The organism is Lentzea alba (genome assembly GCF_011067745.1).
GTDB classification, from domain to species: domain Bacteria; phylum Actinomycetota; class Actinomycetes; order Mycobacteriales; family Pseudonocardiaceae; genus Lentzea; species Lentzea alba.
On sequence record NZ_JAAMPJ010000009.1, the window covers coordinates 191,493 to 203,626 of the forward strand.

Below are 12,134 nucleotides of genomic sequence, written 5' to 3' on the forward strand. Positions count from 1 at the left end.
CCGATAGCCGGTCGACAGCGGTGATCCCGATCGTTGCGGAGGTAAGCCCGCCGCGAACGAAAGAGGCCGAAATGGGACGCCCCTTCGTCTTCCCCGTCTCATCTTTTGTCGCCAGGGCCGGCCCGCGCCCAGAGCGCTGACTGCCGAGAACGAGACGTTCGGTGGAGACATCGACTCCTGAAAGGAAAGCCATGACTGACTTCGTCCCGCGAGCGGGCCTCGACGTGGTGATCGTCGGCGCGGGTCCGCGAGGACTCTCCGTCCTGGAGAGGCTGATCGCACGCCTGACCGACACGCCCAGGGAGGGCGGGGTGCAGGTGCACGTGTTCGATCCCGACGAACCGGGAGCGGGCCGGATCTGGAGGACCTCGCAGTCGACGTGTTTCCTGATGAACACCGCCGCCGGCGAGGTGAGCGTGTTCTCCGCCGAGCCGGACGACGGTCCGACGCGAGCGGGTGCCGGGCCGTCGTTCGCGGACTGGCTCTCCACTCATCCGCGCTGGTCGAGCATCGGGCCCGACGACTACGGGCCGCGGGCCGTGTACGGCGAGTACCTCCGGATGGCGTTCGAGGCGATCGTCGCGAACGCGCCGGCGGGAGTGACGATCCGGCACGTGCCGGAGAAAGCCGTGTCGCTGACCCGGCAGTTCGGTCTGACAACGGTGACAGGGTCCGGTGGCACGGCGGTGACGGCCGACAAGGTGGTGCTGACCACCGGTCATCCTCGGGTGAGACCGGACGACGGTGAGAAGGAGCTCCTCACGTTCGCCCGGCACCGGTCCGGCCTGACCTACCTGCGCGGGGACTCCGCCGCCGACATGCCGCTGGGCGTGATCGCCCCCGGTGAGCAGGTCGGGGTGATCGGGCTCGGGCTGACGTTCTTCGACGTGCTCGCGGAGCTGACGGTCGGGCGTGGCGGCAGGTTCGTCGAGCGCGACGGGCGTACCGACTACCTGCCGAGCGGCAGGGAACCGCACCTGGTGGCCGGTTCGCGCAGCGGGCTGGTGATGCTGGCGCGCGGCCGCAACCAGAAGGCGCCGACCTACCGCTACCAGCCGAAGTTCGTCACCGAGGACGCGATCGTGCGGGCCCGGCGAGGCGCCCAGCGGGTCACCGGCTCCGCGCAGCTCGACTTCGTGCGGGACGTGTTGTCGTTGCTGCGACTGGAGATCGAGCACGTCTACTACACCGCGCACGTCCGGCGGCGGCAGGGAGACGAGGCGGCGCAATGGTTCGCGGCGAGCCACCTGACGTCGGACGACCGCGAGGGACTCCTGGCGGCGTGGGACCTCGGGGACGTGCCACCGCTGGACCTGGAACGGATGGCACGCCCGTTCGGCGACCGGGTGTTCGACAGCCCGGACGCCTTCCACGGCGAGCTGTTGGAGCTGTTGCGCCGGGACATCGCCGAGGCGGTGGAAGGCAACGTTGACAACCCGCTCAAGGCGTCGCTGGACATCCTGCGCGACACCCGTGCGATGGTGCGGCAGGCCGTCGACTTCGCCGGGCTGCGGCCCGAGTCGCACCGCGAGTTCGTGACCTGGTTCAACCCGATCAACACGATGGTGTCCGCCGGTCCGCCCTACCTCCGGGTCGAGCAGGCGTCCGCCGTGATCCGCGCCGGGTTGCTGACCGTGGTGGGACCGGAGACGTCCGTCCGGGCGGATCACGTCAGCGGCGCCTTCGTCCTCGAGTCGCCTCGCGTCGCCGGATCACGGCGGCAGGTCACGACGTTGATCGACGCCCGCATCCCGCGGCCGACGCTGTCGTCCAATTCGGACGCTCTCATGGCCGGTCTGCTGGCCGACGGGCTGATCACCGAGCTGGTCAACGTCGACTCGTCCACCGGCGAGCGGTTCCCCGCCGGAAGTGTCGCGGTCACCCGTCGCCCGTTCCACGTCATCGACGTGCTGGGCAACCCCGACCCCGATCTGTACGCGTTGGGCGTGCCGACCGAGAACACGCGGTGGTTCACGCAGATCGGCAACGGCAGGCCCGGTCCGATGACCGGCTTCCACACCGACGCCGACGGCATCGCCGCGGACATCCTGCGCCACCGCGCGGTCGTCCGGGCACCCATGACGCCCGCCCTTCCGCACCCGGCCGCCGCGATCTGAGGAGAAAACCCAGTCATGTCACCGAGAACAGCCACCGAGAAGTTCCGGGCCGCCCGAGACCTGTTGCTGGAGTTGCGGCACGACCACGACCGCGCGCACGCCGAGTTCAGGTGGCCGGAGTTCGACGAGTTCAACTGGGCGCTCGACTGGTTCGACGCCGTGGCACGAGGCAACGACCGCACGGCACTGCACGTCGTGGGCGGCCAGTTCGAGGAAGCGGTTTCCTACGCGGAGCTTTCGGAACGGTCCGACCGGCTCGCCAACGGCCTGCGCGCCGCGGGTGTGCGGCGCGGCGACCGGCTGCTCATGATGCTCGACAACCAGCTCGCCGTGTGGGAGTCGCAGCTGGCGGCGATGAAGCTGGGCATTGTCGTCGTCCCGACCTTCACCACCGTGTCCGGTGCCGACCTGGTCGACCGCGTGGAACGAGCCGACGTGCGGCACGTGCTCACGACGCCGGAACTCACCGACAGCTTCGAGTGGTTGCCCGGCCACGTCACGAAGATCTGCGCGGGCCGGGTGCCCGGATGGCTCGCCCTCGACGATCTGCGGTCGGCCCCGGCAGGGTTCACGCCCGACGCGCCGACGCGTGCGGACGAGACGTTGTTCCTGTACTTCACCTCGGGCACGACCTCGCGTCCGAAGCTGGTGCGGCACACCCACGTCAGCTATCCCGTGGGGCACCTGTCCGGCATGTACTGGAACGGTGTCCGCCCCGGAGACGTGCACCTGAACGTGTCCGCACCGGGTTGGGCGAAGCACGCGTGGAGCTCGTTCTTCGTGCCGCTCAACGCCGAGGCGTCGGTGCTGAGCGTGACCACCCCCAACGGCAAGGACCTGATGGACCGCATGGTCCGGCACGGCGTGACGACGTTCTGCGCGCCGCCGACGGTGTGGCGGATGCTCATCCAGGAGGACCTGCGCCAGTGGCCGGTGTCGTTGCGCGAGGCGGGCAGCGTCGGTGAACCGCTCAACCCCGAAGTGATCGAACAGGTCCGGGCGGCGTGGGGCGTGACCGTGCGGGACGGGTACGGGCAGACCGAGACGACGGCCCAGATCGGCAACAGCCCGACGTTGCCGGTTCGGCCTGGGTCGATGGGGAAACCGTTGCCCGGCTACGACATCGTGCTCGTCGACCCCGCCACGGGCGCGGTGGGCGACGACGGCGAGGTCTGCGTCAGTCTCTCGCCGCGGCCGCTGGGCGTGATGCCCGGTTACGTCGACGACGAGGAGAAGAACGCCAAGACGTTCGCCGGCGGTTACTACCACACCGGTGACATCGCGCACCGCGACGAAGACGGCTACCTGCACTACCTCGGACGCACGGACGACATGTTCAAGTCCTACGACCACCGGATCTCGCCGTTCGAGCTGGAAAGCGTTCTCCTCGAACACGACGCCGTGGCGGAGGCCGCGGTGGTGCCCGCCCCCGACCCGGTGGGCCTGGTGGTACCGAAGGCCTACGTCGCGCTCGCGGCGGGCGAGATGCCCGACGCTGAGACCGCGCGGCGAATTCTCAGTCACATCAGCGCGAATCTGGCGCCACACCAGTGGGTTCGGCGCCTGGAGTTCGCGACGTTGCCGAAGACCACGTCCGGGAAGATCCGCCGCAACGAGCTGCGCGCCCGGGACGTCGAGCGGGCCGCGGGGGTCGAGTTCCCCGGCTCCGTCGAGTACCTGGCCGACGAACTGCTGGAGACCGCGTTGCCCGCGGCTCCCGGAATCGGCTGAGCGACAACAGTTCCACCACCATCCGCACCAACCCGATCAAGGAGACAACTGTCATGCGCGACATCAAGATCTACTCGTCCCTCTTCGCCGGCGGCCTGCACAACGGCCAGATCAAGTGGGAGGAGTACGTGCAGCCGGGGCGCAACGCGGTGGACGTCGAGTGGCTCTACACCGCGGCCGACACCGGCCCGACCGGTGCCGAGGCCTACATCGCCCACTTCAAGCCCGGTTCGCACGGTGATCTGCACGAACACCTCGGTTTCGAGCTGTTGCTGATCCTCGAAGGCGAGCTGCACAACGACAACGGCGACCGCTATCCGGCGGGGACGTTGTTCATCGAGAAACCGGAGAGCGTGCACCAGGTGTCGTCGCCGACCGGTTGCTACGCGCTCGTGGTGCGGGAGAAGGGCACCAGGCGGCTCACCGACGACGAGGTGAGCGCTGCCGCCGCCGTCGGCGCCGCGGCCGAGTAGGTCCCCTTCGCGGCGGGGCCGGCCTTCCGGCTCCGCCGCACCACGCCCGTGTCCTCTCGACCGGCGATTCCGTGCAACGACCCAGGAGAACTTCCGATGTCCCAGCAGACGCAGGACCGACCACAGACCATTCTGCCCCCGAAAACCGACGACATCGTCATCGGGCGCACCGGAAAGAAGCACTCGTCCCGTTACCGCTGGGGCATCCTCGCCATCGGGATCTTCGCCCAGGCGGCGTTCAGCGCCGCGTTCCAGGGCATCCCGACGTCGGGTTCCATCCTCGCCGCCGCCTACGGCTACTCGCTGTCCGAGCTGGGCGTCGTGCTCGCCGCCGTGACGGCGGGCATCTTCATCACCGACGTGTTCTGGGGCATCCTCTCCGACCGCATCGGTGAGCGCACGGTGCTGATCGTCGGCCTCGGTGGCACGACCGCCACCCTCGCCTACGTCACCGCGTTCCTGGTGCCCAGCACCGACACGGCTCCCGCGGCCTGGGCGCTGGCCGCCGTGCTGTTCCTGTCCGGTGCGCTCGGTGGCTGTGTCAACGGCGCGTCCGGCCGAGCCGTCATGGGCTGGTTCCCGGCCAACAAGCGGGGGTTCGCCATCAGCCTGCGGGTCGCTGCCGTGCCGCTGGGTGGCGCGCTCGGTGCCGCCATCCTGCCTTCACTCGCGCTGGGTGCCGGCTTCCGCTGGGTGTTCGCGTTCCTGACGGTGTTCATGCTCGCGGCGACCATCGCGGTCGTGCTGTGGCTGGACGAGCCGCCCATCGCCCGCACCAAGGCCTCCGCGGGTATCGCGGCGACGACGACCGTCAGCCCGTTGCGGCGCTGGGACATCTGGCGCGTCGCGATCACCGCGTTCCTGCTCGACCTGCCGCAGTTCACCGTCCTCACCTTCGGCACGGTGTTCCTCACCTCCGAGATCGGCCTGCCGATCGAGGGTGTCGTGGTGGCGCTCGTGGTGGTCCAGGTGCTCGCCGCCGCCTCACGCGTGTGGAGCGGTCGCTGGACCGACAACCGGGGCGGCCGCTACCGCAGGACTCTCGTGCGTGGCTACAGCTGGGCCATCGCGGCCGCGTTCGTCGGTGTGTCGGCCTACGCGTTCGCTCCGACGTGGCTGGTGATCACTCTCTTCGTCGCGGCCGGGTTCCTCGCCTGCGGCTGGCACGGCGTGCACTACGCCGAGATCGCCACGATGGCCGGCGCGGAGCGGTCGGGTACCGCGCTGGGGCTGGAGAACACGATGGTGTTCGGCGGTGCGTTCGTCACGCCGCTGATCATCCCGATCGTGCTGTCGATGTCGTCGTGGCCGGTGGTGATGCTGGTCGTCGGTGCGGTGCCGGCGGTCATCTCCGCGCTGATGATGCCTCGCGAGCAGCCGGTCGGCTGAGCCTTCTGAAGCTGGAAACGGCCGGGAAGCATTCGCTTCCCGGCCGTTTCGTCGTCTTCTCGGTATGAACCGCAAACACGAAAAACCCCCGTCCTGAGGGGCACAGGACGGGGGTTCGGTGGAGCAAGGTTCACCAGTGGGTGTCCTCGACGCAGATCTGGAGCTCGGCGTTCCAGTGGGTGTCGGCGGGGCAGTCGGTCGGGCCCTGGGTGGTGACGGGGACGGTGTTCCAGTGGGTGTCGTCGGCGGAGGCAGTTCCGCTCGCGATTCCGAGGATGGCGAGCGTCGCGATGATGAGCGAAACCAGCGTCGAGGCGGCGGACTTGCGGCTGGTGAACATTTCTACCTCCGGTTTTGTCGGGGGCGTTCCCCCTGGCTGACACCAGTTCAGCCACCGGCTCCTTCGGTCCTCGATTCATGCTCTGTCGGTGTGTGCAGAGCGGTTCGATAGCGATTTGAAAGAGGGAACGGACCGGCCATTCCGGTCAAAAAAGTGAGTTGAGCGTGCCGTAACCGACGCCCCCTTCCAGCTCGGTGCAGGTGCCCTTGACCAGCAGTTCCGCCGCGGCGCGCTGGGCGACGGCGTACGCGGCCTGGGCGACGAGCGGGCCGACGCTGAGCCTGCGCGCGCCCGCCGCCTCGAACTCCGCCGAGGTGGGCGAACCGGGAAAAGCCAGCACGTTGAGCGGTAGCCGGCACTCTTCGCTGATGCGGCGGATCGCGTCGAGGTCGGTGAGGCCGATGACGTACAGGCAGTCCGCGCCGGCTTCCGCGTACGCGGCGGCGCGAGCCAGCACGTCGTCGAGCCTTCCTTCCGGTGGCCCGATCTCGAGCGAGTACACGTCGGTGCGCGCGTTGATCACCAGCTCGGGCAGGCCCGCCTCGACCGCCGCCGCACGGGCCGTGCGCAGGCGGTCCGCCTGCTCGGTGATGTCGAACAGGGTGCCGTCGTCCTTCGCGTCCTCGATGTTGACGCCGACCGCACCGGCCCCGATCACCTCACCGACGGTGGCGGCGAGGTCGTCGTAGCCGCCCTCGACGTCCGCGGTGACCGGTACTTCGACCGAGGCCGCGATCCTGCCGACGGCCTGGACCACCTCGTCCCGGGAGAGTCCGTGTCCGTCGCGGCGGCCGAGCGACCAGGCCACACCGGCACTGGTGGTCGCGATCGCTTTCGCTCCTGCCCGCTCGATCAGGGCGGCGCTGGCCGCGTCCCACGCGTTCGGCAGGATCAGCAGGCCGTCTTCGTGCAGGGCGCGGAACGCCCTCGCTTTTTCGTTCACCTTCATCGCCTCATTCGGTGTCGAGCTGGGGCCAGGCAAGGGCTGCCAACGTCTCGTCGACCATGGCCTGTGCCGCACCCAGATAGCCACTGGGACGGGTGAGGTCGGCGAGTTCGGTCTCGGTCAGGTGCGCGGTCACCGCGGGGTCCGCGGCGAGGACGTCGTGCAGTGGTGTCTTCGTGTGGTGGGCGGTGAGGGACGCGGCGCGGATCGCCGTGGCCGCCTCGGTGCGGCCGAGCAGCGGCACCAGGGTGGCGGACAGGCGTTCCGAGACGATCAGCCCGTGCGTCATGCCGAGGTTGTCGCGCATCCGATCGACGTCCACGGTCAGGCCTTCGACGAGCTCGGCGGCGGTTTCGGCGGCGCCCGCGGTGAGCCGGAGCAGCTCGCGCAGCGGGTGCCACTCGGCGTGCCAGGCGCCCGCGGGACGTTCGTCCTCCGCGGGCAGGCACGACGCCAGCGTCGCGGCCAGGCCCGGTGTCTGGGTGGCCGCCGCGCGAATGAGGGTGGCCAGCGCCGGATTTCGCTTGTGCGGCATGGCGGACGACACCCCGCGGCCTTCCGCGAAGGGTTCGGCGGCTTCGCCGATCTCGGTGCGCGCCAGCACCTGGACGTCCACGGCGATCTTGCCGAGCACGCCGGTGACGAGTGCCGCGGTGAACCCGGTGTCGGCGATGGGGATCCTGTTGGTGTGCCAGGGAAGCAGCGGTGCGGACAGTCCTGTCTGCTTGGCGAACTCCTCGCCGAGCAGCCGCGCGTAGTTCTCGCCGACGTCTCCTGCCTCCACCTTCGCGCTTTCCAGGTAACCGGCGAGGGTGCCGGCCGCGCCGCCGAGCTGGATGGGGAGATCGAGTCGGCTCAACCGTTTCGCGGCGTCGTGCACGGCCGTCGCCCAGCCCGCGGCCTTGAGACCGAACGTGACGGGAACGGCGTGCGCGCCGAGAGTGCGGCCGGCCATCACCGTGTCGCGGTGTGCCGCGGCGAGGCGCAGCGCGGCGGCCTCGACCCGCCGAAGATCGGCGAGGATGACAGCGCTCGTGCGCGCGACGACGAGCATGGCGGCGGTGTCCAGGATGTCCTGGCTGGTCGAGCCGCGGTGCACGTACTGCGCGGCGGCCGAGTCGACCGCCGCCACGGCCGCGCCGAGCGCACCCACCACGGCCACCACGGGATTGGCGGCACCGCGGGCCGCGCGGGCCAGGGCGACGACGTCGAACTCCGTGGTGTCGACGACCTTCGTGATGACGTCGGCCGCTTGGTGCGGCGCCACGCCGAGCGTCGCCTGCGCCCGCACCAGGGCTGCCTCGGCGTCGAGCATCGCGCGCAACCACGCGACGTCATCGGTCAGGGACGCGGCCGCGACGCCCGCGCGCACGGGGGCGAGGAGACCGCTGTCGATGGGAGCGCTGTCACGGAGGGCGCTGTCGGGCATGACGGACTCCAGGTAGGGGTCTGTGGTCGAGTGGGGGGTCAGGGGGTGCGGCGGAGTCCGGTCAGACGACTCCGTTCTGTCGCAGGGAACGCGGGGCGCCGACGAGGGGATGACGCCCCGCGAACTGCGAACTGGGGGGATCCGGTCAGGTGACTCCGTTCTGTCGCAGGGAACGCGGGGCGCCGAGGGGGTGGGCGGCGCCCCGCGAGGTTCGAGGTGGAACTGGGCAGCCTGCCGAAAGTTGTGTCCGTTACTCGCCCGGTGGACCTGCGCCCGGCCCCGACGGCGTCTGCAAGTACCACCAACCCAACATCAACAGGCACTTTCCTACTACCAACAAGGGCCGTCCTGGACGAGGGCACGCGGGGGCGGTTCGGCGAGCGGCGAACAGGTTGGGTGTAGTTGACGGCGATTCGATCAAGGGTTGGTGGTACTTGCAGACGCCATTCGGCGACGGCAGGTGGTGGCTCCCTTCTGTGGGCAGGAAGGAACGCGGGGCGCCGAGGAGGCGGACGGCGCCCCGCGAGATCCGGGGTCGAGCCGGCTCAGAAGCCGGCGATGAGCGAGGACCGCGGCACGGCCACGGCCACCGCGAGGCTCGCCTGGGCGACCGCGTCGGCGTCGGCGAGGATCACCGAGTTCACGCCGGGACGGATGCCCGCCGCCGTCACCCAGTGCACGGTCTCGGTGGGCACACCGAAGGCGAACCGGCGCGGGTGCGGCACCCGGCCCGGGCCGAGCACGGGGTACGGACGCGGGCCGACGGCCAGGCCGCCGGTCTCGTAGTAGCCGCCGCCGGCGCTGGGGATGCGGTGCAGCACGCACTCGCCGCGCGCCAGCAGGCCGCCCAGCAGCGGGTCCGTGGTGGTGCGGATGTCCGGCTCCGGCAGTCGCGCCTCGATCAGCGTGGTGACCTGCACCGGCTCCCCCGGCACCTTGGACGAGCTCACCAGGAAGGCGGAGCCGTCCGGGGCCGGGCGGACCTCCATGCCCGGACCCATCACGCGCAGCACGCCCGCTTCGATCAGCGCGATCATCTCCTCGATCCGCCGCACGGGCGGGCCGATGGACACGAAGGCGTTGAACGGTGTGTACCACTTCTGCAGGTCGTCCCGGTAGGACTCGCCGCTGATGCCGCAGTGGTCGACGATCTGACGGATCTCGTTGCGCAGGTCGCGCATCGCGTCCAAAGCGGACTTGACGGGGCTTTGCACGTTGCCGCGCAACGCTTCCCGCACGTCGTCCCGCAGGTATGACACGAGCCACGCGCGGTAGGCGCCGGCGTCCTCGAACTCCATGTCACCGTACGGCTTGGCGATGGTGTTCCAGTCCCAGCGATCGGCCTCGGCGATGCCGAAGCGGTCGAGGAGCATGTTCTCGGCCTCGGACCTCGGCTGGTCGAACGGTTCGCCCATCGGGGTGTTCGCGAACTCCTCCTCGCACACCGCGCGGTAACGCCGGGAGAACACCTCGGCCTCGCAGGAGCACGAGCGCTGGGTGACCAGCGCCGTGTAGTACACCGAACGGACCTCGCGGTCGATCAGCGGCCACACCTCCGTGCGGAAGTCGGCGGGGCGGCCTCGCTCGGCGCGGCGGCGCAGGGTGCGGATCACCCACGGGGTCAGGAAAAGCGGTTCGTGCCGGCCGAAAGCCCCCTTCTGGTTCTCACCGCGGGCGGTGTACGGGACGCCGCGCCGGGAGCCCGCGATCAGCACCGGTTCCGTGCCGGACGGGTGGTAGGTGAGCGATCCGTCGTCGGCGCGGGCGAAGCGGCCGCCGCGTCCCGTGGTCAGCAACGCCATGTGGTCGAAGAAGTTGAGACCCATGCCGCGCAACGCGACCTCGTCGCCGGGCTTGATGAACGACAGGTCGGCGTTCGCGGGGTTGCCGGGCGCGACGTAGTTCAGCCCGTTGCGGGCGGCGTGCTCGGCGAGCTCGAGTTCCGCCTCGGACATCATGGTCGGCAGGTGGCCCTGGGTGAGGACCACCGAGTCGAGTCCGTCGAGAACGGTGCCGTCGCTGAGCTCGACGACCTGCGTGCCGTCGTCGGCGTCGGTCAGGTTGACGGCGGTGACGGTGTGCAGCGTGATCGTCAGGTTGCCGGCGGCGGTCCGCAGCAGGTGCCGCAGCACCCAGCGCAGGTAGTGGCCGTACAGCGCGCGTGTCGGGTAGGAGTCGGGACCGAGGTCGCGGCATTCGGCGCGCACCCAGTCCGGCAGCTTGTCCTCGGGGCCGAGGTGTTCGGTGAACCGCGCCCACTCGTGCAGGCTCGGTCCCGGCACGATCGGTCCCGCGCAGGTGACGGTCTCGTCGGCGAACATGGTGATCTGCGCGGCGACGGTGTTCATCAGCAGTTCGCGCGACTGGTCGACGCGCCACACCGCGCTGCCGCTGAGCAGGTTCGGGTCCACGACGTGGACGGTGATCGGCTGGGGTGGGTTCTGCGCCGCGGCCGTCGAGTGCAGGCGCTCCAGCACCGATAATCCGCGCGGGCCCGCGCCGATGATGCAGATGTGCGTCACGGTGTCCTCCAGTGGGGCACGACCACACTCGACCCCTCGCGGCGGGGGGAGTCGGTCGGAAAAGGGTTTGGGGAGTAGGAAGATCAGCGCTCGGAGTCGGCGAGAACGGGGCGCATGACGCCCGCCATCTTGCGGCCGAGACCCATCGCGAGCAGTTCGAGCTTGCCCATGAGCGAGCCGAAGTCCGTCGGCAGCAACGCCTGCTTGCCGTCGCACAGCGCCTGCTCCGGCGCGGTGTGCACGTCGATCAACAGGGCGTCCGCGCCGGCGGCGGCCGCTGCCATCGAGACGGGCTCGACGAGCGACGGGATGCCGACCGAGTGGCTCGGGTCGACCATCACCGGCAGGTGCGAACGCTGCTTCATCAGCGCCACCGCCGAGATGTCGAGCGTGAACCGGGTGGCGTGCTCGAACGTCCTGATGCCGCGCTCGCACAGGATGACCTGGTCGTTGCCCTGTGCCAGCACGTACTCCGCGGCGGCCAGCGTCTCGTCGACGGTGCAGCCGAAGCCGCGCTTGAGCACGACCGGGCGGCCGGACCTGCCGACCTCGGTCAGCAGCTCGAAGTTCTGCATGTTGCGCGCGCCGATCTGCAGACCGTCGGCGATCTCGGCGACCCGCTCGACGTGGCGGGGGTCGAGCACCTCGGTGAGGATCGGCAGGCCGGTGTGCTGGCGGGCTTCCGCGAGCAGTTCCAGACCGGCCCACTTGAGGCCCTGGAAGGAGTACGGAGACGTGCGGGGCTTGAACGCGCCGCCGCGCAGGCCGACCGACCCGTAGTTGGCCGCTATGTCGGCGCAGGCCAGCATCTGCTGCTGGTTCTCCACCGCGCACGGACCGGCGAACACGTTGAGCGAACCGTCGCCGACAGCCGCGTCGCCGATGCGCACGATCGTGCCCCCAGGGCGCAGCTCCCGGCGGCCTAGCCGGAAGTCGCCTGTGACCGCGACTTTTGCGACCGGTGCCGCCAGGGCGGCGGGTGCCTGGGTATCGACGCCCGGACCGTGGGCGATGATGACTGGCGTGTCGCCGAGGAACTGCTGGGTGGCGGTCGTGCCGTTGGTGTCGAAGAACTGCAGCCACTCGTTGAGGCGGGCGGCCGGGGTGCCGGGGGCGAACGACAGGATCGACTGGCTGGACATGGTGAGCCTCCGTGGCGAAAGAAAGTCTGAGGGCGAGGAAAGTCT

9 protein-coding genes are annotated in these 12,134 nt (G+C 70.0%); 4 read left to right on the plus strand and 5 right to left on the minus strand.

What is annotated here, in order from left to right:
- Nucleotides 1-191: 191 nt before the first annotated feature.
- The 4 genes from G7043_RS30315 to G7043_RS30330 all read left to right on the plus strand — a co-directional run bounded on the left by G7043_RS30315 (nt 192) and on the right by G7043_RS30330 (nt 5,710).
- The gene (locus G7043_RS30315; protein WP_166051399.1) at nt 192-2,117 is read left to right on the plus strand and encodes an FAD/NAD(P)-binding protein; all 1,926 of its coding nucleotides are present in this window, start codon (nt 192-194) and stop codon (nt 2,115-2,117) included.
- 15 nt (nt 2,118-2,132) lie between these two features.
- Entirely contained in the window at nt 2,133-3,848 is a 1,716-nt protein-coding gene (locus tag G7043_RS30320) for an AMP-binding protein (RefSeq protein WP_166051402.1), read from the plus strand.
- Between the two features lie 53 nt (nt 3,849-3,901).
- Complete coding sequence (locus G7043_RS30325; protein WP_166051404.1) at nt 3,902-4,321, plus strand: cupin domain-containing protein; 420 nt, start codon at nt 3,902-3,904, stop codon at nt 4,319-4,321.
- A 96-nt stretch (nt 4,322-4,417) separates the two neighbouring features.
- On the plus strand, nt 4,418-5,710 hold the full coding sequence (locus tag G7043_RS30330) for an MFS transporter (RefSeq protein WP_166051406.1): 1,293 nt from the start codon (nt 4,418-4,420) through the stop codon (nt 5,708-5,710).
- A gap of 130 nt (nt 5,711-5,840) precedes the next feature.
- On the opposite strand, the gene G7043_RS30335 is transcribed toward G7043_RS30330, so the two are convergent.
- From G7043_RS30335 to aroF, 5 genes are all read right to left on the minus strand, one after another.
- Nucleotides 5,841-6,050 (minus strand): hypothetical protein, encoded by a 210-nt coding sequence (locus tag G7043_RS30335; RefSeq protein ID WP_166051408.1) that lies wholly within the window; start codon nt 6,048-6,050, stop codon nt 5,841-5,843.
- Nucleotides 6,051-6,195: 145 nt separating this feature from the next.
- Complete coding sequence (locus G7043_RS30340; RefSeq protein ID WP_166051410.1) at nt 6,196-6,999, minus strand: isocitrate lyase/PEP mutase family protein; 804 nt, start codon at nt 6,997-6,999, stop codon at nt 6,196-6,198.
- A gap of 4 nt (nt 7,000-7,003) precedes the next feature.
- Nucleotides 7,004-8,425: a lyase family protein gene (locus G7043_RS30345; protein WP_166051412.1), complete on the minus strand. Its 1,422-nt coding sequence runs from the start codon at nt 8,423-8,425 to the stop codon at nt 7,004-7,006.
- A 545-nt stretch (nt 8,426-8,970) separates the two neighbouring features.
- On the minus strand, nt 8,971-10,947 hold the full coding sequence (locus G7043_RS30350; protein ID WP_313888154.1) for an FAD/NAD(P)-binding protein: 1,977 nt from the start codon (nt 10,945-10,947) through the stop codon (nt 8,971-8,973).
- A gap of 83 nt (nt 10,948-11,030) precedes the next feature.
- Nucleotides 11,031-12,089 carry a 3-deoxy-7-phosphoheptulonate synthase gene (gene aroF / locus G7043_RS30355; RefSeq protein WP_166051414.1) on the minus strand — a complete coding sequence of 353 codons (1,059 nt, stop codon included), beginning with the start codon at nt 12,087-12,089 and terminating at the stop codon, nt 11,031-11,033.
- Between the last annotated feature and the right edge of the window lie 45 nt (nt 12,090-12,134).